This window comes from Flavobacterium franklandianum, from assembly GCF_007097365.1.
Taxonomy (GTDB): Bacteria; Bacteroidota; Bacteroidia; order Flavobacteriales; family Flavobacteriaceae; genus Flavobacterium; species Flavobacterium franklandianum.
On record NZ_VJZR01000002.1, the window covers coordinates 459,016 to 483,254 of the forward strand.

Genomic DNA, 24,239 nt, shown 5'->3' on the forward strand with positions numbered 1-24,239 from the left:
TTTGTAATATGAAAAAGAACGTATTAATAACTGGAGGAACAGGTTTTATTGGAAAATACTTAACCCGTTTGTTGATTTTAAATAATTTCTCTGTTTCGATTTTTAGCAGAAGTATTAAACACAATACTGCTGATATTTCCTATTTTCGCTGGGATATTGCAAATCATTTTATAGAGGAAGAAGCGGTTTTGAAAGCAGATTATATTATTCACTTGGCTGGTGAAGGGATTGCCGACCAAAGATGGACAGCCAAAAGGAAAGAGTCAATTGTTCAAAGCAGAGAAAAATCCATTCAGTTGATTTATGACGTTTTGAAAAAACACAATAAAAAATTGGAAGCTTTTGTTTCCGCATCTGGAGTCGGGATTTACGGTGCTGTTAATGGTTCCGAGATTTGTACCGAAAACACTTTAGCAGTTAATGATTTTTTAGGTTCAACTTGTCAAAAATGGGAAGCAGCTGCAGATACAATTGCGAGTTTGGGAATTCGTACTGTAAAAATTAGAACAGGATTAGTATTGGGGAAAGACGAAGGTTTTTTAAAGAAATTAGCCCCAATTTTTAAATACAGATTGGGTTCTGCTTTGGGTTCAGGAAAACAGTACATGCCTTGGATTCATATTGATGATTTGTGCTCCATTTATCTAGAAGCTATAAAAAACAATGAAATGTCCGGTGCTTACAATGCGGCCATCAACGACAATACAAACAACGAAATCTTTTCGATAACATTGGCAAAATGCTACGGATATTCACTGTGGTTGCCCAAAGTTCCTGCTTTTTTGATACAAATGGTACTGGGCGAAATGGCATTAATTATTTTGGCAGGGCGACGAGTTTCTTCGGAAAAAATCGAAAAAACAGGATTTCAATTTCAATTTAATAATCTAGAATTGGCTCTTGAGGATTGTATTGGTAAATGATTTTATTGAACCCAAAAGACAGTTCGAATAGTTACAGTTTCTGCTATTTTCATACTCAATATTTCAGGAATTTTTATATTGTAATCTTTAATATTCACATTGAAATTTGAAACAATTTCCAATTTGTTTTCTATTTTTTTTAATGCAACAATTGTATATATTTTTTTTATTTTGCCGTGTATTTTTAATTCTCCTTTCAGTTTAAATTCCTTGGGGTTTGAGTCTATGATATTCAAATTAAAACCTTCAATTTTTCCTTTAAAAGTAGCTTGTGGATAATGGTCAGTTTCTAAGTATTTTTCGTTAAAATGTTCTTCCATTAAAGACAATTTAAAACGAAATTCTTTCATTGGAACTACACTAGTTAAAGCTCCAGTTCCTATATTTAATTTACTTGAAATAGTTTTGTTTGTTGCCGTAACTTCTTCGTATAAAGGGACCGATGCTTCAAAATGTATGACACCATTAGCCGTTGTCATTTCTTTTTGGGCAAATGAATTATGGACTAGTAAGAATAGAAGGATTGAAATGATTTTTTTCATTTTGCTGCCAATTTAATTACCTAAAGATACCGAATTATTCGAATAATTCTTAAATAGAGCAGCTAATATTTTTAGAAAATTTATTTTATTTTGAATGGAGAATTCTCTTCTTTTATCCCAGTGATAAAATAGTTGGAATCTCCCCACCAAGGGAATGTTTTATACCGTTCTATATATGTTAATTTTACATAATGACCTTCCAATGCTTTCAAATCCTTGATGACTTTTTCATCACTATCTAATACGGAGAAACTAAAAATTTGGGCACCCGAAATACCTTGGCTCAATTCCCCTTCATAGGTTTTGAAAACCATTCCCTTGTTGCTAAATTTTATCAATTCTCCCGAACGAATGCCCTCGCTATACGTTGCATTGTACAAAAATGTAAAGTAGCAAACAGTTGATAATACCAGAATTCCAATAGTAATGACTAAAAATTTTTTCATATAGTTTTTTTAATTTCTTTTATGTTTTATTCCTCGCTTCGGTTTTTTTGCTACAGATTGCTTCGCCTGTTCGCTATTGCTCGAGTCACAGATTAAAAATATTTTTGAAAATTTGTGAATCTGTGGCTGATATTTCTCTAATACCTCTGGGGCTCTGTCCCAAGGTGGTTTAATTTAACTCCAAATTTTCGTCTTTTCCAGCTCTAGTTAAAATGTTGTCAGGAAGTGCTTTCTTGGCTTTGGCTCCCATTTTTTTTAATTTTTCGACACTCGTGATGAGGTTTCCTTTACCGTCAACGAGTTTGTTCATCGCACCTTGGTATTCGACTTTGCTTTCGTCAATCTTCTTTCCAATTTTAATTAAATCAGCTACAAATCCTTCAAATTTATCATACAAAGCACCGGCTTGACGGGCAATTTCAAAAGCATTTTCCTGTTGTTTTTGGTTGGTCCACATACTGTCAATAGTGCGCAAAGTCGCCAATAGGGTAGAAGGCGTTACAATCACGATATTTTTCTCGAAAGCTTTGTTGTATAAAGTCGTGTCTTCGTTTAACGCCAAGGCAAAAGCGGGTTCCATCGGGATAAAAAGCAAGACAAAATCAGGGCTTTCTATTTGATATAAATCGTGGTAATTTTTTTCGCCTAGTTGCTCTACGTGACGTTTGATGGAATTGACGTGTTCTTTTAAAAAGCCTATTTTCAAACTATCCTCTTCCTCGTTGATGTATTTTTCATAAGCAGTCAGCGACACTTTCGAATCGACAATCATCTTTTTTCCGTCGGGAAGATTGATGACCACATCGGGAAAAACGCGACTTCCTTCCGCATTGGTGTGGGATTGTTGCACAAAATATTCTCGGTCTTTTTCCAAACCTGATTTTTCCAGCACGCGTTCCAGAATCAATTCTCCCCAATTTCCTTGCATTTTGCTATCGCCTTTTAAGGCTTTGGTCAGGTTCAAAGTTTCCTTGCTCATTTGAAGATTCATTTCTTTCAGACCCAGAATTTGTTGGCGCAAAGCCGCGTGATAATCAATGCTTTCCTTGTGAGTATCTTCGACTTTCTTTTCGAATAACTGAATTTTATCTTGCAAAGGTGACAAGATGTTTTTCATATTTTCCTTGTTTTGTTCGGTGAACTTGCTGGATTTTTCGTCTAATATTTTATTGGCCAAATTCTCGAATTCCTTGGTGAATTTTTCCTGAAGTTTTTCTACTTCTTCTTTTTGTTCTTTGTTGCGTTGCCAAAGATTTTCAAAATCGACTTCTTTCTTTGTCAATTGAATAGCCAAGCTGTCTTTTTCGTTTCTAATGCTTTCTTTTTCAGTATTTGAAACTTCCAGTTGCTTTTCGAATGTGTTTTTTTCTATTGAAAACTGCTCTTTTTGTTGGTTGATTTGGTTGTTTGAAGCGATTAATTTTTCTTCTAAACTTATTTTTTCAGATTGAAATCGTGCCGAAAATAGAATTTTTCCAATGAAAACACCAATGGCGAGCGCAACAATAAAAAGCAGTAAAAACGGAAGCATATTTAGCATAAAAGTTTTTTATTTATACGTAGGGACAAGTCGCGACTTGTCCGTACAATAGTTTTTTGTGAAAAAGTAAAAGTATGAAATTATTAGAGTGTTTTTGAAATAATATTTTAAGAATTCGTGTGGTAAGGACAAAAAAAGAAGCCAACAAAAAATTTCTTTCTTATTGGCTTCTCAAAAAAACAAAAAAATTATTCGTCTAATTTGATATTTCCTCGATCTTCGTGATTATCGGGATCCGAATTGGGATATCGGTGTGCCGTAATATCCGAGTTGTGGTCTTTGTTTTCAATCATTCTTTGGGTTTCTTTATCTGAAAAAATCTCGACACTAGAGCTTGGTTGTTGGTTCTCTTCACTATTATTTTGTTCCGGATTTGCATCAACATTTCGTGCTCTGTGTACAACTTTTTGGTCTCCACTACTATTGGTTTCTACTTCTGCCACAAGTTTTGTTGCTGTAGGATCATAATTTTCAGGTAGGATTTCATTGCTGAATTCTTCTGGCGTATTTTGCTTATTGTTCATCTTTTTTGAACCTAGATCATTATTTCCCATAGTGGTTGTTTTAGGATTAATAGAGTCAACTTTTATAAAGATATTCTATTTGGCTATGGTAATGCAATCATTTAACATAGCATTTGGTTTGTGGAGAAGGATCTAATGTTTTGTAGCGGTGTAATTTTTTTAGGAAGGAAATAAAAAAGTCCCACCGAAGCAGGACTTAAGATTTTCATCTACGGCATATAGCCTTATTGTGATAAGATTAAAGATTAGAAATTTTAATCATTACAAATATAAATAAAAAAAACTTTAGTTTGAATGAGGAAAACCGTAAAGCAATGAATTATTTTCTCAGTAACTTTAGAAATTCTTACAAAATACAGATTATTATGGCAAAAATATTAGGATTAGATTTAGGGACAAACTCGATTGGGTGGGCGATTGTTGATAAAGATGGAACAGAATTTTCTCTTTTAGATAAAGGAGTTCGGATATTTTCAGAAGGTGTTAAATCAGAGAAAGGAATTGAAAGTTCTCGTGCAGCAGAAAGAACCGCTTTCAGAAGTGCTAGAAAAATAAAGTTTCGTAGAAAATTAAGAAAATATGAAACTCTAAAAGTACTTTCTAAAAATAATATGTGTCCATTATCTGTAGAAGAAGTTATAGAATGGAGAAAATCTGGTTTTAAAAAATATCCACTTAATCCGGAATTCATTTCTTGGTTGCGTACCGATGATGCCAAAAACTTAAATCCTTATGTTTTTAGAGATAGAGCCAGTAAACAAAAAGTTTCTTTATTAGAATTGGGTAGAGCTTTCTATCTTATTGCGCAACGAAGAGGTTTTTTGAGCAATAGATTAGATCAATCAGCAGAAGGTGTTGTTGAGCAACATAAACCTGCTTTTCTTGATATTCTTGAAAATGTTTCAACTATGACGGAACTTCAATTGGAACTAACAGACTATTTCCAAGATCGTGATTTAATTGAACGCAAAGCCACAGATTTGGACGAAGGAGAAAAGAAATTGAAAACCTTATATAATTCATTTGATAAAACGATTAAAGACAACTCAAAAGATTTTGAGAAAACTAAATCCATACTTATTGAACGTTTAAACAAGAAAGAAGATTTAGGAGCTGTTAAACAAAAAATTGGAGAGATTTCCCAAGCAATGAAAGACGGAAATTTCAAGACTTTAGGGCAATACTTTTTTAGTTTATATAACAAAGGAAAAATTAGAAATCAATATACAGCTCGTGAAGAACATTACCGTTCTGAATTTGAAGTTATTTGTTTGGCTCAAGGAATTGACGGAATAATTGCTAATGAAAAACTTCCCGAAAAAAGATATTTTGGATTAGCCAAAGAATTGTATAAAGCAATTTTTTTTCAAAGACCATTAAAATCTCAGAAAGGATTAATTGGCAAATGTACGTTCGAAAAAAGCAAGTCAAGATGTGCCGTTTCGCATCCTGATTTTGAAGAATATAGGATGTGGTGTTACATCAATACCATAAAAATAAAAACTCCCGATGATGAAAGGTTACGATTTCTGTCTAATGAGGAAAGATTGAAAATAATCCCCAAGTTTTTGCGTAAAAAAGACAACTTTAATTTTGATGATTTAGCCAAGGAATTGGTGCCAAGTGGTAGTAAATATGCGTTTTATAAATCATCAATAGCGGCATCGGTCAATTACTTGTTTAATTATAATATGAATTCTTCCGTGAGTGGTTGTGTGGTTTCTACTTCGTTTAAAAATGCTTTGGGAGAGGATTGGAAAACGAAAGTCTATACTTATGAAACTCTGAATAAGAGCGGCGAAAGCGTAACTCGAAATGTAGATTATAATGATTTATGGCATTTAATTTCCGTTTCTTCATCTGATTTATATTTACAGGAATTTGCAAAGGACAAACTGAAATTAGAGGACAAGAAAGCCATTTTATTCAGTAAAATAAAATTAAAGAAAGATTTTGCTAGTTTGAGTTTAACAGCAATCAATAAAATCAATCCTTTTTTAAGAGCAGGATTATTGTATTCACACGCTGTATTTATGGCAAATATAGAGAATATTGTAGATGCCGACATTTGGAAAAATCTTGACGATAGAAGATACATTCAAACTAAAATCGCCGAATTAATAGCCACAAATACCTTTGATAATAATGTATTGGAAATTGTAAACGGACTTATAAAAGAGTGTAAAGTTGGAGGTTTCTACTATTCAAAAGAAGCGGAAGCAACCTATAAATTAGATTTAGATAAAAAGGTAAGTTCATTTGTGAAATTAAATCAAATTGAAGACCAAAAAGAATCTATTTTAAACCAGTTGTTCCCCGTTTATATTGAGCAATTAAAGAAATATGAATTCATAACAATTAAACGATTAGACGAAAAAGTGTTTGATTTTTTAGATGGTCAAAATGATGATGGGCAAGTTTTTTGTAATGCCAAGAATAAGCTTAAAAAACTGTATCACCCATCGGATATTGATGTTTTTAGAAAGCAAATTTTAAAAGATGGAAATGGAAACGAAAAATTAGTTTTAGGAAGTCCGTTAATATCTTCGATAAAAAATCCAATGGCGATGCGAGCTTTGCATCAACTGCGAAAAGTATTGAATGCTTTAATTATCGAAGGGCAAGTTGACGAGAAAACGAGAATCCATATCGAAATGGCTCGAGAATTAAACGATGCCAATAAACGAAAAGGAATTCAGGATTTTCAAAGGGACATAGAAAAAAGCAGGAAAGAGTATATTGAGGAAATCAAAAAAGATTATAAAGCGGAAAGTGGTATAGACATTGAACCGACAGAAGATGATATTTTACGCTATCAATTATGGATTGAACAAGATAGAAAAACAATTTATGAAGAGCATTATACCAATATTAGTATTTGTCAAATTATTGGTAGCGACCCAGATTTCGACATCGAACATACTATTCCAAGAAGTAGATCGCAGGACAATTCACAAATGAACAAAACTTTGTGCAGCAAGCGATATAATCGGGAAATTAAAAAGAATAAAATGCCTGTTGAATTGAGTAACCACAGCGATATTTTAGCTAGGGTTTCACCTTGGCAAAAGAAATATTTGGCTTTAGAATATGATATAAATAATATTTCAAAATCAATTAAAGCGGCAACTACAAAGGAACAGAAAGATAGAAAAATAAGACTTCGCCATAAATTGAATTTGGAAAAAGACTATTTCAAAGGAAAATACGAACGGTTTACTTATACAGAACCAAAAGTAGGTTTCAAAAATAGCCAAATTCCGGATACAGGAATTATAACCAAATATGCCAGTGCGTATTTAAAATCGTATTTTGGTAGAGTAGAAGCGGTAAAAGGCGGAATGGTAGCCGAGTTTAGAAAAGCTTGGGGGATTCAGGAAAGTTATATTAAAGACGGGAAGAAATATTATGAAATCAAAGACCGTAGCAAGCACACACATCATTGTATTGATGCGATTACAATTGCCTGTATGACCAAAGACAAATATGATGTAATGGCGCACGCTTGGGATTTGGAAGACGATTTGGAAAAAAATCAATACAAATTGATGAAGTCAGTTCTTGAACAATCAAAACCTTGGAAAACCTTTACCGAAGATTTAAAAAAGATTGAGGATGAAATTCTGGTTTCCCACCATACACCGGATAATGTAAAGAAACAATCTAAAAAAATCATCAGAATACGAGGGAAAAAACAATTTGTTGCCGAAATGGAAATAGATGCGAACGGAAAAAATGTTCCGAGAACAGACAACAATAACAAAATAATTTTTAAGAAAGATAGCAACGGAGAAAAAATGGCAAGGTTTCATCAAGGTGACACTATTCGTGGTTCTTTGCATCAAGACAGTATTTATGGGGCAATTAAAAACCCATTGCAACAGGAAGAAATACGCTATGTAATCCGGAAAGATTTAGAAAGTATTAAAGCTTCTGATGTGGAAAATATTGTTGATGAGGTTGTAAAAGAAAAGGTAAAACAAGCAATTGCCGCTAAGGTTTTACTGCTATCTTCAAATCCACAACAAAAAAATAAACTTGCTGAAAATCAAAAGGTTTGGATGAATGAAGAAAAAGGAATTCCAATAAACAAAGTTAGATTGTATGCCAATTCAGTAAAGAATCCATTAGAAATTAAAGAGCATAGTTTATTATCAAAATCTCGACACGAACACAAACAAAAAGTATTTGCTCAGAATGATGAGAATTTTGCAATGGCTATTTATGAAGATTTTGATAAAAAAGGAAAAATAAAAAGGTCGTATGAAATGATTAATAATATTGATGCAGGTTCATATTATAAGTTAAGTAATGGAAAAAATAAAATCAACTATGACATCGTAACTAATCCTCACGATAAAACAGGATTGCCATTAAAATATATTCTAAAAAAAGGATTGATGGTTTTGTTTTTTAAAGAAAATACTCAAGAGATTTTAGAATTACCTATTAACGATTTACATAATCGATTATACAAATTAGCTAAATTTGACGCCCAAGGTAGGTTAACTTTTAGAACTCATTTTGAAGCTAGGCAGGCTAGTGATTTAAAAGAAATTTATGATGTAGATTTTGAAACGCCATTTGAACAAATTAGATTACAAGTAAGTAAATTAAATATGTTAGTTGAAGGATATGAGTTTGTATTGTCTTCTTCTGGCAAGATAAATTTCAAATAAGTTATGAATCGATTAGATTTTTTTAGAACTTTAGGTTTAGGTACAACGGGTTTGATAATTCCTAATACTACTTGGTCGCAAAAACCAGTCAAAATATATGATAATTATGTCAAGGGGTTGACGCATTATCAATTTGGAAAAATAAGAAATCAACTTGTTGTTGGTCAAGAATTAGTGCTTAATCGAGAGATAAAAAACTACTATGATAGTTTTGCAGTTGAGGTTTTTTTTGGTAGCCATAAATTAGGATATTTAGCAGCTTATGAAAATATTGCTATTGCTAATATGTTAGAGCAAGGAGTCAATTTTAAAGCTTTTGTAAGTAAGCTAACGAGTAATCCAGATCAAGTTTTTGATGGATTGGCTATTGAAATTTATACTAATATCATATTAGAGAATCCTAAAATTATTGAGACAGATTTGTTGGGAAAAAGAGCTGATGATGCACACGACCAATACAGAAAAGGATTTAGTTTGTAGGTAATACTTGTTTAATTTGAAAAATACAAAATAATGTTGGTTAAAGTTAATGCGTTGTAAGCTGGGATTTTATTGATAAAATTTTAAAAATATAATTCCATTTCAAAAAGTTTGGTGTAAATTTACACCAAACAAAAAACTATTATTATGGCACGACAAAGTATCACTTTAGCCAATCAAAATGATGAGTGGTTAAAACAGCAAGTAACAAAAGAAGAATTTACGAGCAAAAGTGAAGCTGTAAATTATTTAATCACGCAAGCTCGGAGGCAAGAAGATTATGTTGAGTTCGTTAGAATGAAACTTGATAAAGCGGAAAAAAGTGGATTTAGCACTAAAACCAAAGAAGAGTTATTAACTGAAATTAAGAAAAAATTAAATGTTTAGTTACAAACTAAATATTCAAGCAGAAGAGGATTTGACTCGAATTTTTGAATATGGAATGAGTCGTTTCGGAATGCTTCAAGCGAATAAATATTATGATATGCTTTTTGATTGTTTTTCAAAAATAGCATCAAATCCGTATCTTTTTCCCGAAGCTATTCGTTTTCGACAAGGATATAGATATTGTGTTTGTGGAGTTGATACTATTTTTTACAAAATCAATGCCGATACAATAGAAATAATGGCTATCATTGGCAGGCAAAATTTTTAAGAAGTTCTTTGACATAAGTTTTTCGACCTCTTAAACAGCCAAACCACAACTGAAAGGTATGGCATCCGCCCAGCAGGGATGCAGTAGCTTTCAGTTGTGGTTTGATTAAAGATTAGAAAACACGATATTATCCTGCTCGAGTAATAATGTTGTCATCCGGTTGTGGTTTGATTAAAGATTAGAAAACACGATATTAAATAGTTTTTGGGTTGATTTAAACGCGTCGTTGTGGTTTGATTAAAGATTAGAAAACACGATATTTTAGCCACATCTCTGTAGTAGAACCACAAGGTTGTGGTTTGATTAAAGATTAGAAAACACGATATTTTCAGAATTTAATAGAATCATTTTTAAAAAGTTGTGGTTTGATTAAAGATTAGAAAACACGATATTCTTTAAGATTATCTTTGTAAGATTCCCAAGTTGTGGTTTGATTAAAGATTAGAAAACACGATATTCGACGCCAACAGAGTAGCAAAACAATACTGGTTGTGGTTTGATTAAAGATTAGAAAACACGATATTTGCTAAGAAAATAGAAACAGATACGTTGACGTTGTGGTTTGATTAAAGATTAGAAAACACGATATTTTTAAAGATTAAAACAACAACAGCCTAATAGTTGTGGTTTGATTAAAGATTAGAAAACACGATATTAATTAGACAAAATCTTGGAGTAGACACAACGTTGTGGTTTGATTAAAGATTAGAAAACACGATATTGTCAGACCCCAAAGCGCTTGGACAAATTACGTTGTGGTTTGATTAAAGATTAGAAAACACGATATTCTACCCTGAGCTTTATGACAAGTTATTGCAGTTGTGGTTTGATTAAAGATTAGAAAACACGATATTTTAATGCTTTGGGTGATAAATCTAAGACATGTTGTGGTTTGATTAAAGATTAGAAAACACGATATTTTCTTGAGCAAACGAGCTTCATCCCCATAGGTTGTGGTTTGATTAAAGATTAGAAAACACGATATTTGGCAATAGACGAAACCGCCGTGATTATTCGTTGTGGTTTGATTAAAGATTAGAAAACACGATATTAGGAAAGAAAAAAGCGAGGAGAAGAAGAAAGTTGTGGTTTGATTAAAGATTAGAAAACACGATATTAACTGATATCGTCTGCTAAACGAATTAAAGGTTGTGGTTTGATTAAAGATTAGAAAACACGATATTACGAAAAACCATTTTTTGCATTACGTTATGGTTGTGGTTTGATTAAAGATTAGAAAACACGATATTTAGTCCCATTGCAATAGCGCTTGAATAAGTGTTGTGGTTTGATTAAAGATTAGAAAACACGATATTAAGAATAATGAATATGGCAAGAACAACTTAGTTGTGGTTTGATTAAAGATTAGAAAACACGATATTAGTTTGTTCCGAAGACACCGCCAACAGCAGGTTGTGGTTTGATTAAAGATTAGAAAACACGATATTGGAATTCAATTGCTCACAGCATCTAGTTAAGTTGTGGTTTGATTAAAGATTAGAAAACACGATATTACCTTCTAGCTATGAAGGCCACGGATATTAGTTGTGGTTTGATTAAAGATTAGAAAACACGATATTTTTAAAGCCGCAAAACGGACACATTGTATAGTTGTGGTTTGATTAAAGATTAGAAAACACGATATTCTAAGTGGGTAAGAAGATTGCCGCTTGACTGTTGTGGTTTGATTAAAGATTAGAAAACACGATATTCAATTCTATCCCTTTGTAGTCAAAGTCATAGTTGTGGTTTGATTAAAGATTAGAAAACACGATATTTTTCAGGTTTGAAAATGGATGCATATCGTGGTTGTGGTTTGATTAAAGATTAGAAAACACGATATTCCTAGGATAAATAGTCCAAGGACTTGCGGGTTGTGGTTTGATTAAAGATTAGAAAACACGATATTAAAACCTAAAACCGAGTAAACCAACTAATAGTTGTGGTTTGATTAAAGATTAGAAAACACGATATTACTCTTAAAACAACAAATAGAAGTCAAAAGTTGTGGTTTGATTAAAGATTAGAAAACACGATATTCAAAATTGAAATAATGAGTAATGATAAATAGTTGTGGTTTGATTAAAGATTAGAAAACACGATATTCCGACGTAAGTAATACAGGAACGACAGAAAGTTGTGGTTTGATTAAAGATTAGAAAACACGATATTGGGCTTTAGACGTGACATTCTTTACATTAAGTTGTGGTTTGATTAAAGATTAGAAAACACGATATTAGAAAGATTTTGATTGTAAAGTCAATGAAAGTTGTGGTTTGATTAAAGATTAGAAAACACGATATTCAAATCAAAACAGTCAAGCTCAGACTCAAAGTTGTGGTTTGATTAAAGATTAGAAAACACGATATTAAAAACACCCGCACTTGTATAGTAGCAAGCGTTGTGGTTTGATTAAAGATTAGAAAACACGATATTATACTTCGCTTTGCTCCATCCAACCAATGGGTTGTGGTTTGATTAAAGATTAGAAAACACGATATTAAAATCAATATCAGTAGAAGTCGCAACTGCGTTGTGGTTTGATTAAAGATTAGAAAACACGATATTTTTTAAAAATGATTCTATTAAATTCTGAAGTTGTGGTTTGATTAAAGATTAGAAAACACGATATTGGGTAAACTTCGGAACAAAGCAAAATATAGGTTGTGGTTTGATTAAAGATTAGAAAACACGATATTAATTCCTTAAACATTTCGTTCAACCCGCCAGTTGTGGTTTGATTAAAGATTAGAAAACACGATATTTTATCAGGTGTAGAGATGTTGAGAAAGTTGGTTGTGGTTTGATTAAAGATTAGAAAACACGATATTGAGAAGGTGTTGATGGAACCAGGCTCGTATGTTGTGGTTTGATTAAAGATTAGAAAACACGATATTATGCCCGTGGTCTAATAAGAAATAATCTGGGTTGTGGTTTGATTAAAGATTAGAAAACACGATATTGCTTTTGTATGTTCATAATAACAAAATCGAGTTGTGGTTTGATTAAAGATTAGAAAACACGATATTTCGGCAATAACATCGTTAGTTAGTGCAGTAGTTGTGGTTTGATTAAAGATTAGAAAACACGATATTAAAAAGTTGATGGAAAGCAAGTTAAAACAGGTTGTGGTTTGATTAAAGATTAGAAAACACGATATTTTTTTGAATAGAGAGTGCAACTCCAGTAAGGTTGTGGTTTGATTAAAGATTAGAAAACACGATATTAGCGCAAGCAAAAGCAGACGCTGAAGCAGCGTTGTGGTTTGATTAAAGATTAGAAAACACGATATTGTTTAGAAGTAGTAATCGACAAACAAATATGTTGTGGTTTGATTAAAGATTAGAAAACACGATATTAGTTGGCTTGTTACCTTCTAATAATCAAGAGAATAAAGAAGAATATCGTAAAATAAAATGCTCCTTTTTAGCACGTGATAGGCTAGATTGGAGCATTTTTTTGTTTCTAAAGATTTTCAAAAAATAAAATTAACTTTTTAAAAATCAGTACATTTGTAAAAACAACGATTATGAGAGTAGTTATTGAAACCCAAGAGGAATACAAAAGTATGTTGCAAGAAATTGCCACTGCCATAAAAGCAAAAATCACTTTTGAAGAAAAAGAAGTTGATTTTTGGGAGGAACTTCCAGAGCACGTAAAATCTGGGATTCTTGAGAGTCAGGAACAATTCAAGCAAGGAAAATTTTCTACGCACGAAGAAGTTATGGCTAAATACAAAACCAAATATAACTTATGAAAGTTGTTTGGTCAGAAAACGCTGAGACAACTTTTGATTTAATTGTACTTTATATTGAAGCAAAATTTGGTGTTCTGTCTGCAAAAAAGTTTATACGAAAAGTAGATTCTGTAATTCAATCTATTTCTAAGCATCCCTATATTTATAAAAGTTCTAATTTTAATAATAAAGTTAGAAAAGCTACTATTAACAAGCAATGTTCCTTGTTTTACGAAATAAACAAAGAAACAATTCAATTGTCTTATTTTTGGGATAATCGGCAAGAACCAATGATTTAAAACAATTCCAATTGAGTTGGCACATCTACAGCATCTTGTTTGGCTTTGCCCAGATAATTGATAATCATCCCAAATTGCTTGTCGGTAATTCGTAAAACACTGACTTTTCCCAAAGGTGGAACGAGTTTGTTAATCCGTTTTTCGTGAACATCGGCACTTTCGCCACTAGCGCAATGACGAATATAAACTGAAAATTGCATCATCGAGAAACCATCTTTTAGAAGATTGCCTCGAAATTGTGAAGCATTTCTCCGATCTTTTTTAGTTTCTGTGGGCAAATCAAAAAACACGAACAACCACATTATTCGGTAGGCGTTAAGTTCCATAATTTAGGGTATTTGATTTTCTTTCTGTTTCCCATAAAACATTGCTGTAAGGAGCTGGCTGTTTTTTGTAGTGCCACCATCAACGGACTTTTTTCGTCTTTGAAATAAACGGTTCGGGTTAATACTTGTAAAAGTTCCGATTTAATTTTGGTGTTTAATTCCTGTTCTTCGTATTGTTGCATAATCTCAAAAACCTTTTCGTCAACCAACGGTCTAAAAGGTTCCATAATATCATCGGCAAGAGCAAAAGCATTGTATTTGCTCTTGTGATGAATGCCCAAGGTGTTCAATAATCCACTTCCAGATAATGCTCTGGCGGTTGCGGCACGAAGAATTGCATAACCATAATTGAGGAAATTGTTGGGATAATCGCCAAAGCGTTCTCGCCTGAAATTGATGTCATAAGTGTCAAAAAAGGTTTTCCAATATTGAGCAGCTGCCACGCCTTCCATATTAGTAGTGTCACCACTCAAAACTTTGCTAGCCAAGAATTCGAAACTATTTTTATTTTCGGTGATTTTTGCTAAAAGTATGCCTTGATTGGTTATTTTTTCGACAATAGTTTGTTGCCACAATTGTTTTTTTAACGGAATGGAAGCTTCGATTTGGTTTTTGAAGACTTCCTGTTGAATATGGTGGCTGTTGAGGTTGAGAAACATTCCGTTTGGTAAATGATTTTTGGCGCAAATAATTACCGAAGTATTGTTTTCTACCAATAAATTCATTGCGGGTAAACTGAGGTAAATTTCTTGATGATCTAAAACTAAAAATCCAATATCTTCAATGGGAATCGAACTTTCCCTGATTTCAGATTTGATTATTAGTTGCAGGTTTTTGGCAGTAATCGAAGTTTTATTCTCTATTAAAATGGATTTCTTTATCATAATTTGGTTTTTAATAGTTAGGACTGATTTGGAGTTATGTAAATTAAGTTAAAAATAAAAGGAATTTTTTACGGAAAACCGTAAAGTGCTTTAATTTAATGTATTGTGATTAATGTGGTGTTTTTTACAAATTTAATTACAGGATGGTTTTCTCGGAGTTATGCATTTTGTTTATTTTTACACGAAATTTACATTTTAATATGTCCCACCACCATTTCATCCTCCACAAGCCTTACGGTTATTTGAGTCAATTTATTTATGAATTGAAACGCAAGAAAAAACTCTTGGGTGAATTGCACGATTTTCCAGCAGGAACAATGGCTATTGGTCGCCTTGATGAAGATTCCGAAGGCTTGTTAATGCTTACCACCGATGGTAAAATGAGCGAAATTGTTCGAAGCAAAAAAGTAGATAAAGAATATTATGTTCAAGTGGATGGAATCATCACGCAGGAAGCCATTGATGAAATGAAAAAAGGAGTCGAAATTGGTTTCAACGGCACGAAATATATCACCAAACGGTGTGAGTCTTTTATTATAAATGAAATTCCAGCCTTTGGAGCGAGAGGAAAAAAAATAAGAGACGAACGTCACGGACCTACTTCTTGGGCTTCTATCACTGTCAATGAAGGAAAGTTTCGCCAAGTTCGAAAAATGACGGCTGCCGTTGGTTTTCCTACCTTGAGATTAGTGAGAGTCCGAATAGGAAATGTTTTTTTGGATAATTTGCAAGCTGGAGAAGTAAGAGAAGTTATGAATTTTGAATTGTAAGTTATTAAAGCATTTGAACTAATACCTAAAAACCCAAAACCCAAAACCCAAAACCCAAAACCCAAAACCCAAAACCTCAAATATGTTAAATATCGTCCTTGTAGAACCTGAAATCCCCAACAATACTGGAAATATTGGTCGTTTGTGTGTGGGTACCGAAAGCCGTTTGCACCTGATTCATCCGTTTGGATTTGTTATCAATGATAAAAATCTGAAACGCTCTGGTTTGGATTATTGGGTACATTTGGACGTAACCGAGTATGAAAATATAGAGGAATGGATTACCCAAATTCCAGATAAATCCCGAGTGTTCCTGATGAGTTCTCACGCAACAACATCCATTTATGATGCCGAATTTCAAGATGGCGATTGGCTGGTTTTTGGTAAAGAAAGCGTTGGTTTAAGCGAGGAAGTTTTGGCTCAATTCGAAAATCATTTAACCATTCCGATGTCAAAATTAATTCGAAGTTTTAATATTGCCAATTCGGTTGCTTTTGTGGTTGGCGAAGCGAAAAGGCAGATAGCAGGTGGTAAGTAGCAGATAGCAGGTTGCAGTATTGGAGTACTTGATAAATATGGATTTCGAGCCAACTTTGTGAACTCCGTGCGTCATCCTGTGCTTGTCGAAGGGCTTCGCGTCTTTGTGGTTAAGAAGAAATCACAAACTTCCCCTTTTCACTATCAAAAACAATATGTTCATCTTTGAATAAAGTATTGAAACTGCCTTTCATAATCAAATTACAAGGTTGATCTTGTATGGTGTTTTCGGGAGTCATAATGATCATTTCATCGCTCAATTGTATCGCCATATCGATGTCGTGGGTCGAAAATAGAATACATTTTCCCGTTTCCTGTGTTAATTTTTTCAAGAGTTTAAAAAGCACTACTTTGTGTAATAAATCCAAGTGGGTTGTGGGTTCATCCAATATTATTAAAGGCGTGTCTTGTGCCAAAGCTCTTGCAATCAATACGATTTGCAATTGCCCATCACTAATTTCGTAATGTCTTTTATGTATTAAATGACCAATTTGTGTCAGTTCGATTGCTTCGTTTATTTTCGCGATATCATTGTCGGTTAGGGTTCCAATCCAATTGGTATAAGGCTGTCTTCCCAAAGCAATGAGTTCCCAAACCGTCAGATTGCTTGGGGGTAATTTCTCGGTAAGAACAACACTTAAATTTTGTGCCAAAGTCAAAGCGTCCAATTCGTGAATGTCCTTTTCGTTCAAAGAAACTGTTCCTGAAATGGTTTTTTGGATTCCTGTAATAGTTCTTAAAAGTGTTGATTTTCCAATACCATTTGCACCGATTAAAGCGATTAGTTTACCTTCCCTTAAATTCAAGTTTAGATTTTCGGCAATGATTATTGTCGAGCTTTTGGTTTTGTAACCGATGCTTAAATTTGAAGTTGAAAGGATATTTTTATTGCTCATTTTTATTTACAAGATAAGATTTTAAACGCATAGAAACATAGTTTTTGGGAATCTTTAAAAGAGTTTATAGTTGAAACTTGGTTTCAAACATAGAGGAATAAGTTACTTTTCGGGTAAATTTTTAAAATATTCGTTTACAAAAGTTTTCTGCCCATCTTTAAAAATATTGAAACAATTAAAATTGATTAAAATTCCTTTCGGAGCTTTTAAAAGTTTCATATAGGTTAAAAGTTGAGCTTCAAATATAGGGTTTGATTGTACTACCGATTTTAATTCTACAACTAAACAATTTTCGATGAATAAATCACATTTAAAATCTATTTTGAGTTCTTTGGTTTTATAAACTAGAGGAACTTTCATCTCTGTAGAAAAGTTTATTTTTCTTTGTGCTAATTCTTCTTTTATACACTGATGGTAAACACTTTCAAGCAAACCTCTTCCCATTATTTTGTGTACTTCTATTGTGAACCTATGACTTCGTATGTCAAATCATCTAAATATTTTTGTGTTATCATATTTATTTTTTTAAAAAATTACAGAAGCATAGTAGAAAGAATGAGATTGACTATTCTTTGTTTTAGCAAAGCTATGATTTACTGTAATAAAGCGAAGCGTCTTGATAAAAGTAATAAAAACTATGTTTCTATGCGTTTAAAAAAATATTAGTTCATCATTTTACGTTTTCGAAGCAATAACCAAATTACGATTGGCGCACCAAATAAAGAAGTCACCGCATTAATTGGCAAGGTAATATCGCTTCCTGGAAGTTGCGAAATGCTATCACAAATCAACATAATTATGGCTCCCAAAAGCAACGTGCTCCAGAATAAAATAGTGTGATTACTCGTTTGAAAAACCAATTTGGCAATATGCGGAACGGCCAATCCTATAAAGGCAATTGGACCGGCAAAAGCGGTGATGCTTCCCGTCAAAATACTGGTGGCCAAGATGATAATCAATCGGGTTCTTTTGTAGTTCATTCCCATACTTCGGGCGTAGTTTTCGCCAAGCAACAAAGCATTCAAGGGTTTGATATTCAAAAGGCTTAAAAACAAACCAATCACTACACAAACAGATAAAATCACAATCGATGACCAAGACAAATTACCCAGATTTCCTAAAGACCAAAAAGTGAATTTTTGCAATTGCTCAGCGGAGCTGAAATAGGTGAGTGTTCCCACAATGGCACTGGTTAAACTGCCAAACATCAATCCTACAATCAGGATAGCCATTGTGTCGCGCAATCGTTGCGAAACCGATAAAACGGCCAATAAAACCAAGAAACTCCCCAAACTCGAAGCCAATATAATTCCATAAGAAGACAATAAAAATGAAGCTAAAAATGCAGGTAAAAATCCAGCTCCTAAAATTACCGTTGCTACGCCCAAACTTGCACCAGAACTCAATCCCAAAACATCCGGTCCAGCCAATGGATTTCTAAACAAAGTTTGCATCAACAATCCGCTGATGGCGAGTCCTATTCCCACAAGAATTGCCGCAATGGCTTTGGGTAATCTATAATTTACGATGATGTAATCCCAAGTTTCTTTGCTGGAATTTCCTCCCGTCAAGCTGTAGAAAACGTCTTTTATGGGGATAGAAACCGAACCCAAACTGATGTTCAATAACAATAGCAATAGCAGCGACAATGTCAGTATGGTGAATAAAAGGATATTTCGGTTTTTGTGTTGCAAGGATTTAAACCATTAAGGAATTAAGATAATTAAGTTTTTTAAATTAATATAATTCGTGTCTTATTCTAATTTTTGAAAGAAAAAAAGTTTGTAATTAGGTACTAATTCAGGATGTACTATTTTGATCAAATCTTTCAAAACTAAATCGGGGCGAGAAGAGGCTAATTCGAAATAAACAATTCCTCCTTTTGCGCCTTTGTTTAGGCTGTACGAATATACTTTTTTATTTTTAAACGAAGCAAATTGATTGTAATGTGGATTGCTGTCGCTCATTTGTTTCAAACTTGAAAAATCGCCAGGAGCAATCCAGAAATCCGCCTTTTGTGCTTTCTCTAAAATGACTTCAAAGGGTACGGATAAACTTCCATTTCCTTTAGTGTTTGCCCATAAATATTGGGATTGGGCGTCTTTCAAAAACAAGGCTGCCCAGCTTTCGCCCTGCGGAACGTACCATTGTTCTTGATACATTGCGCCACTGAGAACAGTTGGTTTTGTTGTCGCTTTTTTAGCTAATTCCAAAGTAGTCTTATATTCTTTTTCAATTTTTGCGAAGATAGTATCTGCTTTAGAATCCAAACCGTAAAGTGCGCCAAAGAACTTAATCCATTCGGCTTTTCCCAAAGGAGATTGTTCTGTCCAATCGCCGTTGAGCATTACTTTCAAACCACTTTTTTGAAGATTGTCCAAAGTTGGATTGCTATTATTTAAACCAAAACTCACAATCACATCGGGTTTCATATCGATTAAAACTTCGGTGTTCAGATTTTCATTGACTCCTACTTCGCGAACTTTTCCGGCATCAATTAACTTTCGGGTTTTAACTGAAGAAATATAATTTGTATTCGGAAAACCCACTAAAGTATTTTCTACTCCCAATAATTCCAAAGCCGGAATATGTGTTGTTGAGGTTACTACAATCGATTTTAGTGGAATTTGAATTAGCGGAAATTGTTTTAAACTATCTGGAATAATTCCGTTTTTTTCTTGAAGAATATAAGTAAAACTTTCTTTAGCATTTGGCCAAGGATTTGTGATTTTTAGGATGGAAAAACCTGAGTATTTGTAGATTTCCAATCCTTTGGCATATTGAATTTCATTTTTTGAAGAGGCAAGTGTTGTTTCTTTTTTTGTAACTTCTTTGCATTGAATGAACAGCAAAAAGACTAAAAAGTAGAAAGCGCTATTTTGTAAGGATTTCATTTAAGGTAATTTTTTACAAAAGTATCGTTTTTTGTTTTCACAAAAATATACTTGTGTAACTTTTGATACTTTTTAACCATAACAAAGATATTAAATTTGTTAAAAAGGAAGTTATGAGAGGCAATTCAAACACTTTTATTTATGTTGTTGCGGGAATAATTATCTTGTGTTTTCTAGTTGGTTTCGTTTGGTTAATTGTCAAACTTTCGAAGAAGAAGGAGAATAAGAAGTAGTCTTTTTTTAATAATGACCTTTTAGGGAATGTATCAAAATTACATTATCAGCTTGTATGACTTCGTAAACTAATCGATGTTCCTGATTAATCCTTCTGCTCCAAAGTCCAGACAAATGATGCTTTAATGGTTCAGGTTTTCCAATTCCAGAATAAGGTGTTTCTGGAATTATTTCTAAAAGTTGTCGAATTTTTTTTAGAATAATAGGGTTATTGACTTTCTTAAAAAAGTCAAGGTGTTCTTTAGATTTGGGCAGGAATATTATTTCCATATATCATCTAAATTGACTTTAATACCTTTTCCTGCTTTATAATCCTTTCTGTTTTGTTCAATCATTTCAACAAATTCAGGACTATAATCAGTCTCCTCGGATTTGTTTTTAAGGTTTTCAAACTTGATTTTCAATGCTTCCAGAAAAGCTTTTATTACTTTTTGTTCTTCATTGTTTTTTGGATGGACGATAATTGTTTCCATAATGTTATAGTTTACTACAAATATATAAATAAAATTGCAATGATTTTAATTTACAATTGCGCTATCTTTGCCGCCGTATTGAGGTTGCTGTTTTGTTTTTCAAAACCGCATTAAAAGGGAATCAGGTGGCAGATTTCAGATTGCAGATTTCAGATTGTAAAAAATCTAAAATCTAAAATCTAAAATCGAAAATCCTGGGCTGTACCCGCAACTGTAAGCTAGAAAGCTTGTTGTTATCTACAAAACCACTGTTTGGAAGTGGGAGGCTAGAAGGTAGAGGTTAGAAGTTAAATACTTCTTACTTCATATTTCTAATTTCTAACTTTGAATGGGAAGGTAAACAACAAGACGCAAGCCAGGAGACCTGCCTATTACATCGAGTATCAAACTTTCGGGAAAAAAGGTTTGGGTATGGGTCATTCTATGCTTTTCTCCCATTTTTTATTATTAAAAATGTTTTATTAAAATGAACAACAAAATCGTTCGTATTAGTGCGTTATTCGTACTAATGACTAACTGTGTATTTGCGCAGCAAAAAGACAGCAATGCATCCGAAACTCAATTGGATGAAGTAGTAATTTCGGATTCCAAATTTGCTTTGGCCAAAGAAAAATCTGGAAAAGTAATTACCAAAATCACTTCCGCTGATTTAAAAATGAAGCAAGGACAAAGTGTGGCAACCATTCTTAATTCGGTTGCGGGTGTCGAAATCAACGGAGGTCAAAGTGCTGCAGGAAAAAATTTAGGCTACTACATTCGTGGCGGAAAAAGCAATCAAGTCTTGATTCTTATTGATGGAATTCCGGTTACCGATGCGTCGGGAATTAGTCTGGAATATGATTTGCGTTTGCTTCCTGCCGAGCAAGTGGAAAGCATCGAAATTATGAAAGGGGCTTCGAGCACTTTGTATGGAACTGGCGCAGCTACTGCTGTTATCAATATCACTTTGAAAAGATCGGGCAAGAAAGCCATTCAGGGAAATGGGTATATGAATGTGGGAACGTATAACACAGCATCGACTTCAAAAACAATTCCACAGGATTACAATCAAGGGTTTTCAGTAAATGGAAACGCCAAAAAATTGAATTATTTTGCTTCGTTGAATAGTACTGCAACTACAGGAATCTCCCAAATTGCTGAGCCAAATGAAAGCCTAAGTTATGAAGCCGATCGATTTTCGAGAATCAATTATTTAGGGAAAATAGGTTATAAAGTTTCCGATAAATTGACTTTGGATTTCTTTGGAAATTACGACAAAGTGGAAAATGATTATGATGGAGGTTTCGATAATACAGGTGCAAACGACATTAGCCAGAATCATTCCAAATCAGAACAATCTCGATTTGGATTTTTGCCAAAATTCAAATACAATAAAGGAGAATTGGTATTGAATTCTAGTTACAATCAAATTGGTCGCTCTTATGACGAATTTGATTCGTATTCTGGCACGGTTGGCTATTCGAAATACGATTCTAGAAACGTAAATGTGGATGCTTTTAATAAATATGAAATTACTAAATCATTGTTTGTTGTGACAGGAGCGCAATATCAATTTTTTGATATGAACAGTATAACGCCTTATGGCAATATCGCTAAAGAGAGCACTAAATTCAATATGATTGATCCTTATTTGACTGGAGTTTTTACTTCAGATTTTGGGTTGAATGTGAACGCTGGAGCACGATTGAACATTCATAGCGAGTATGGAAATCAGTTGGTTTATAATGTGAATCCATCCTATGATTTCAAAGCGTTTCCGTTGAAAGTTTTGGCATCTTATAGCACAGCTTTTGTTACCCCAAGTTTGTATCAATTGTTTTCTCCATACGGAAATACGGCTTTGACACCGGAAAAAAATACCACAGTTGAAGCTGGTTTTGAAACACGCCTTTTGGATAAGAAGATTATATTTTCTGTAGTAGGATTCTATCGTGAGCAGACTAATTTTATTGGATTTTCATCCGCCTATAAATACATTAATATCGATGGGACGAATAAAGCCAAAGGGGTTGAAACTCAAATCAGTTTTGCTTTGAGTGAAAAATTAAAATGGAATTCCAATTATACTTTTACCCAAGTAGATAAAGCATTGGATCGATTGATTCCAAAGCATAAAGTGAATTCATCATTGGATTATCAAATTGCTACAAGGACTACTTTTAACGTCAATTATCAGTATGTAGATGGTAGAAATGACGCTTTCTTTGATGGAAATACATACGGAACTCAGAATGTAGTTCTTGGTTCTTACCAATTGGTAAACGCCTCCTTGAACTATGAATTAATTAAAGGTATTCTAAACATTTTTGGTACAGCAACTAATATTTTGAACGAAGAATTTGTAGAAAATGTGGGTTATAATACTCTTGGAAGAAACTTCAAATTGGGGATGAATCTCAAGTTGTAATTTCAATATTTAGTTCCATACAAAAAGGCTTTCGGTATTCGAAAGCCTTTTTGTATTTTAGAATTGTCATAAAATCTGTAATCTACAATCTGAAATCATTACCTCAAAACAACTTCCTTAACTACTTCGCGTTTCAATTCTTCGTTAATCATGGCGACAATTTTCGATTTTCCGTGGGTTAATTCTTCTCTCAAAACTGCCGAAGAAAGTTCTACATACAAGGTGCTGCCTTTCAAAACCACATTTTTGGTATAATGATTCACACCGTTGCCCATCAGGTTTTTCCAAGCTTCTCTCACATCAATTTGATCCATTCCGGGTTGCAATTTGTTAGCTTGAATGATGTGCTTTAAAACATCGCCAACGGTACTTTGATTATTTAATCTTTTTGCCATCACCTAGAATGTTTATTGGGGTTGCTTTTTTATAATGATATTGGTTTTTTTTGGTATTCATAAAAACCATCTTTTCGTCTGAAATCGCAATTAATTCCTCTGACCATTTGGCATAAGGAGTATTGTAATCTAGATAAACTTTATCCTTTTCGAACCGAATTTTTAAACTTTCTTGAGTATCGTTTACAATAAAACTGCCGTCTAATTGGGGCATTACTTTCTTACGAAGACCTAAGTTATTTTTGCCAATTTCAAAATAATCATAACTCTCGTTTATCTTATAATCTTTGTCATTCCCATCTTCAAAAACGACTTTTTCGATTTCCCAATAGCCATTTATTTTGGCAATATCATCAGGTTTTATCTTTTGTTGACAAGAGACAAAAAGAAACGATAAGAATACAATGTTAAAAGTATTTTTCATAAAATTATTTTTTTTGGAGCTAAATCCTGCTGTTCACTATATCTCTTTGGCTGACACCGTCACAAAAGGGAATTGTGTAAACAATTCAGCCATCATGGCTAGGGTTTCTGGGATAAAAAGACATTTTATCTCTTCGACAAAGTTACTCTTATTAAATTCCAAAGAAAATAAAAAA

General features: G+C 33.2%; 24 protein-coding genes, 1 CRISPR repeat array and 1 riboswitch. Of the genes, 10 read left to right on the forward strand and 14 right to left on the reverse strand.

Annotated elements, in window-relative coordinates; all coding sequences use genetic code 11:
* The first annotated feature begins 8 nt into the window (after positions 1-8).
* Positions 9-923 (forward strand): TIGR01777 family oxidoreductase, encoded by a 915-nt coding sequence (locus tag FNW17_RS04535; protein ID WP_143390306.1) that lies wholly within the window; start codon positions 9-11, stop codon positions 921-923.
* 2 nt (positions 924-925) lie between these two features.
* Here the strand turns inward: FNW17_RS04535 and FNW17_RS04540 are convergent, their stop codons facing one another.
* From FNW17_RS04540 to FNW17_RS04555, 4 genes are all read right to left on the reverse strand, one after another.
* The gene (locus tag FNW17_RS04540; RefSeq protein WP_144070976.1) at positions 926-1,465 is read right to left on the reverse strand and encodes a YceI family protein; all 540 of its coding nucleotides are present in this window, start codon (positions 1,463-1,465) and stop codon (positions 926-928) included.
* A gap of 80 nt (positions 1,466-1,545) precedes the next feature.
* Positions 1,546-1,911 carry a 6-phosphogluconate dehydrogenase gene (locus FNW17_RS04545; RefSeq protein ID WP_144070977.1) on the reverse strand — a complete coding sequence of 122 codons (366 nt, stop codon included), beginning with the start codon at positions 1,909-1,911 and terminating at the stop codon, positions 1,546-1,548.
* Positions 1,912-2,080: 169 nt separating this feature from the next.
* On the reverse strand, positions 2,081-3,451 hold the full coding sequence (rmuC, locus tag FNW17_RS04550) for a DNA recombination protein RmuC (RefSeq protein ID WP_185965263.1): 1,371 nt from the start codon (positions 3,449-3,451) through the stop codon (positions 2,081-2,083).
* Positions 3,452-3,639: 188 nt separating this feature from the next.
* Complete coding sequence (locus FNW17_RS04555; protein ID WP_144070978.1) at positions 3,640-3,975, reverse strand: hypothetical protein; 336 nt, start codon at positions 3,973-3,975, stop codon at positions 3,640-3,642.
* Positions 3,976-4,340: 365 nt separating this feature from the next.
* Here FNW17_RS04555 and cas9 point away from each other — a divergent pair, with 365 nt between their 5' ends.
* From cas9 to FNW17_RS04585, 6 genes are all read left to right on the forward strand, one after another.
* On the forward strand, positions 4,341-8,654 hold the full coding sequence (gene cas9 / locus FNW17_RS04560) for a type II CRISPR RNA-guided endonuclease Cas9 (protein WP_144070979.1): 4,314 nt from the start codon (positions 4,341-4,343) through the stop codon (positions 8,652-8,654).
* 3 nt (positions 8,655-8,657) lie between these two features.
* On the forward strand, positions 8,658-9,134 hold the full coding sequence (locus FNW17_RS04565) for an HIRAN domain-containing protein (RefSeq protein WP_144070980.1): 477 nt from the start codon (positions 8,658-8,660) through the stop codon (positions 9,132-9,134).
* A gap of 147 nt (positions 9,135-9,281) precedes the next feature.
* Entirely contained in the window at positions 9,282-9,521 is a 240-nt protein-coding gene (locus FNW17_RS04570) for a ribbon-helix-helix domain-containing protein (RefSeq protein ID WP_144070981.1), read from the forward strand.
* Positions 9,514-9,789, forward strand: a complete 276-nt coding sequence (locus FNW17_RS04575; protein WP_144070982.1) for a type II toxin-antitoxin system RelE/ParE family toxin — start codon at positions 9,514-9,516, stop codon at positions 9,787-9,789. Before FNW17_RS04570 ends, FNW17_RS04575 begins: the two co-directional genes overlap by 8 nt.
* 93 nt (positions 9,790-9,882) lie before the next feature.
* A CRISPR array of direct repeats spans positions 9,883-13,148; the repeat unit is 36 nt; unit sequence GTTGTGGTTTGATTAAAGATTAGAAAACACGATATT.
* Positions 13,149-13,318: 170 nt separating this feature from the next.
* Positions 13,319-13,546 carry a hypothetical protein gene (locus FNW17_RS04580; RefSeq protein ID WP_144070983.1) on the forward strand — a complete coding sequence of 76 codons (228 nt, stop codon included), beginning with the start codon at positions 13,319-13,321 and terminating at the stop codon, positions 13,544-13,546.
* Entirely contained in the window at positions 13,543-13,824 is a 282-nt protein-coding gene (locus tag FNW17_RS04585; protein WP_144070984.1) for a type II toxin-antitoxin system RelE/ParE family toxin, read from the forward strand. The genes FNW17_RS04580 and FNW17_RS04585 overlap by 4 nt, the downstream gene beginning before the upstream one ends.
* On the opposite strand, the gene cas2 is transcribed toward FNW17_RS04585, so the two are convergent.
* Complete coding sequence (gene cas2 / locus FNW17_RS04590; RefSeq protein WP_144070985.1) at positions 13,821-14,150, reverse strand: CRISPR-associated endonuclease Cas2; 330 nt, start codon at positions 14,148-14,150, stop codon at positions 13,821-13,823. The two genes, FNW17_RS04585 and cas2, sit on opposite strands and share 4 nt — an antisense overlap.
* Entirely contained in the window at positions 14,126-15,034 is a 909-nt protein-coding gene (gene cas1, locus FNW17_RS04595; RefSeq protein WP_144070986.1) for a type II CRISPR-associated endonuclease Cas1, read from the reverse strand. Before cas1 ends, cas2 begins: the two co-directional genes overlap by 25 nt.
* A 200-nt stretch (positions 15,035-15,234) precedes the next feature.
* Here cas1 and FNW17_RS04600 point away from each other — a divergent pair, with 200 nt between their 5' ends.
* Both FNW17_RS04600 and FNW17_RS04605 read left to right on the forward strand, forming a co-directional pair.
* Positions 15,235-15,804, forward strand: a complete 570-nt coding sequence (locus FNW17_RS04600) for a pseudouridine synthase (RefSeq protein ID WP_185965264.1) — start codon at positions 15,235-15,237, stop codon at positions 15,802-15,804.
* Between the two features lie 82 nt (positions 15,805-15,886).
* Positions 15,887-16,342, forward strand: coding sequence for a tRNA (cytidine(34)-2'-O)-methyltransferase (locus FNW17_RS04605; RefSeq protein ID WP_144070988.1), 456 nt, complete (start codon positions 15,887-15,889; stop codon positions 16,340-16,342).
* A gap of 109 nt (positions 16,343-16,451) precedes the next feature.
* On the opposite strand, the gene FNW17_RS04610 is transcribed toward FNW17_RS04605, so the two are convergent.
* The 6 genes from FNW17_RS04610 to FNW17_RS04635 form a co-directional block, all read right to left on the reverse strand.
* Positions 16,452-17,237, reverse strand: coding sequence for an ABC transporter ATP-binding protein (locus tag FNW17_RS04610; protein ID WP_144070989.1), 786 nt, complete (start codon positions 17,235-17,237; stop codon positions 16,452-16,454).
* 102 nt (positions 17,238-17,339) lie between these two features.
* The gene (locus FNW17_RS04615; protein ID WP_235892958.1) at positions 17,340-17,681 is read right to left on the reverse strand and encodes a GxxExxY protein; all 342 of its coding nucleotides are present in this window, start codon (positions 17,679-17,681) and stop codon (positions 17,340-17,342) included.
* Positions 17,682-17,899: 218 nt separating this feature from the next.
* A complete protein-coding gene (locus FNW17_RS04620; protein ID WP_143390326.1) occupies positions 17,900-18,931 on the reverse strand; it encodes an iron ABC transporter permease in 1,032 nt (343 codons plus the stop codon).
* Between the two features lie 60 nt (positions 18,932-18,991).
* On the reverse strand, positions 18,992-20,131 hold the full coding sequence (locus FNW17_RS04625) for an ABC transporter substrate-binding protein (RefSeq protein WP_144070990.1): 1,140 nt from the start codon (positions 20,129-20,131) through the stop codon (positions 18,992-18,994).
* A 240-nt stretch (positions 20,132-20,371) separates the two neighbouring features.
* Positions 20,372-20,635, reverse strand: coding sequence for a Txe/YoeB family addiction module toxin (locus tag FNW17_RS04630; RefSeq protein WP_143390328.1), 264 nt, complete (start codon positions 20,633-20,635; stop codon positions 20,372-20,374).
* Complete coding sequence (locus FNW17_RS04635) at positions 20,626-20,838, reverse strand: DUF2683 family protein (protein WP_143390329.1); 213 nt, start codon at positions 20,836-20,838, stop codon at positions 20,626-20,628. The genes FNW17_RS04630 and FNW17_RS04635 overlap by 10 nt, the downstream gene beginning before the upstream one ends.
* A gap of 63 nt (positions 20,839-20,901) precedes the next feature.
* Positions 20,902-21,224: riboswitch (cobalamin riboswitch) on the forward strand.
* Positions 21,225-21,304: 80 nt separating this feature from the next.
* Between FNW17_RS04635 and FNW17_RS04640 the strand changes: the two genes are divergently transcribed.
* Positions 21,305-23,245 (forward strand): TonB-dependent receptor plug domain-containing protein, encoded by a 1,941-nt coding sequence (locus tag FNW17_RS04640; protein WP_235893241.1) that lies wholly within the window; start codon positions 21,305-21,307, stop codon positions 23,243-23,245.
* A 98-nt stretch (positions 23,246-23,343) separates the two neighbouring features.
* Here the strand turns inward: FNW17_RS04640 and FNW17_RS04645 are convergent, their stop codons facing one another.
* Together FNW17_RS04645 and FNW17_RS04650 are read right to left on the reverse strand one after the other, a co-directional pair.
* Positions 23,344-23,640, reverse strand: a complete 297-nt coding sequence (locus tag FNW17_RS04645; RefSeq protein WP_143390330.1) for a DUF721 domain-containing protein — start codon at positions 23,638-23,640, stop codon at positions 23,344-23,346.
* Positions 23,621-24,064, reverse strand: a complete 444-nt coding sequence (locus tag FNW17_RS04650; RefSeq protein ID WP_144070991.1) for a lipocalin family protein — start codon at positions 24,062-24,064, stop codon at positions 23,621-23,623. The genes FNW17_RS04645 and FNW17_RS04650 overlap by 20 nt, the downstream gene beginning before the upstream one ends.
* Positions 24,065-24,239 lie beyond the last annotated feature (175 nt).

Bases quoted from the DNA above. Each gene is read 5' to 3' on its own strand.
- FNW17_RS04605 (WP_144070988.1), top strand. From the start codon at position 15,887: ATGTTAAATATCGTCCTTGTAGAACCTGAAATCCCCAACAATACTGGA.
- FNW17_RS04640 (WP_235893241.1), top strand. From the start codon at position 21,305: ATGAACAACAAAATCGTTCGTATTAGTGCGTTATTCGTACTAATGACT.
- FNW17_RS04645 (WP_143390330.1), bottom strand. From the start codon at position 23,640: ATGGCAAAAAGATTAAATAATCAAAGTACCGTTGGCGATGTTTTAAAG.
- FNW17_RS04535 (WP_143390306.1), top strand. From the start codon at position 9: ATGAAAAAGAACGTATTAATAACTGGAGGAACAGGTTTTATTGGAAAA.
- FNW17_RS04555 (WP_144070978.1), bottom strand. From the start codon at position 3,975: ATGAACAATAAGCAAAATACGCCAGAAGAATTCAGCAATGAAATCCTA.
- FNW17_RS04600 (WP_185965264.1), top strand. From the start codon at position 15,235: ATGTCCCACCACCATTTCATCCTCCACAAGCCTTACGGTTATTTGAGT.
- cas1 (WP_144070986.1), bottom strand. From the start codon at position 15,034: ATGATAAAGAAATCCATTTTAATAGAGAATAAAACTTCGATTACTGCC.
- cas2 (WP_144070985.1), bottom strand. From the start codon at position 14,150: ATGGAACTTAACGCCTACCGAATAATGTGGTTGTTCGTGTTTTTTGAT.
- cas9 (WP_144070979.1), top strand. From the start codon at position 4,341: ATGGCAAAAATATTAGGATTAGATTTAGGGACAAACTCGATTGGGTGG.
- FNW17_RS04650 (WP_144070991.1), bottom strand. From the start codon at position 24,064: ATGAAAAATACTTTTAACATTGTATTCTTATCGTTTCTTTTTGTCTCT.
- FNW17_RS04610 (WP_144070989.1), bottom strand. From the start codon at position 17,237: ATGAGCAATAAAAATATCCTTTCAACTTCAAATTTAAGCATCGGTTAC.
- FNW17_RS04630 (WP_143390328.1), bottom strand. From the start codon at position 20,635: ATGGAAATAATATTCCTGCCCAAATCTAAAGAACACCTTGACTTTTTT.
- FNW17_RS04575 (WP_144070982.1), top strand. From the start codon at position 9,514: ATGTTTAGTTACAAACTAAATATTCAAGCAGAAGAGGATTTGACTCGA.
- FNW17_RS04585 (WP_144070984.1), top strand. From the start codon at position 13,543: ATGAAAGTTGTTTGGTCAGAAAACGCTGAGACAACTTTTGATTTAATT.
- FNW17_RS04625 (WP_144070990.1), bottom strand. From the start codon at position 20,131: ATGAAATCCTTACAAAATAGCGCTTTCTACTTTTTAGTCTTTTTGCTG.
- FNW17_RS04615 (WP_235892958.1), bottom strand. From the start codon at position 17,681: ATGGGAAGAGGTTTGCTTGAAAGTGTTTACCATCAGTGTATAAAAGAA.
- FNW17_RS04580 (WP_144070983.1), top strand. From the start codon at position 13,319: ATGAGAGTAGTTATTGAAACCCAAGAGGAATACAAAAGTATGTTGCAA.
- FNW17_RS04635 (WP_143390329.1), bottom strand. From the start codon at position 20,838: ATGGAAACAATTATCGTCCATCCAAAAAACAATGAAGAACAAAAAGTA.
- rmuC (WP_185965263.1), bottom strand. From the start codon at position 3,451: ATGCTAAATATGCTTCCGTTTTTACTGCTTTTTATTGTTGCGCTCGCC.
- FNW17_RS04565 (WP_144070980.1), top strand. From the start codon at position 8,658: ATGAATCGATTAGATTTTTTTAGAACTTTAGGTTTAGGTACAACGGGT.
- FNW17_RS04545 (WP_144070977.1), bottom strand. From the start codon at position 1,911: ATGAAAAAATTTTTAGTCATTACTATTGGAATTCTGGTATTATCAACT.
- FNW17_RS04570 (WP_144070981.1), top strand. From the start codon at position 9,282: ATGGCACGACAAAGTATCACTTTAGCCAATCAAAATGATGAGTGGTTA.
- FNW17_RS04540 (WP_144070976.1), bottom strand. From the start codon at position 1,465: ATGAAAAAAATCATTTCAATCCTTCTATTCTTACTAGTCCATAATTCA.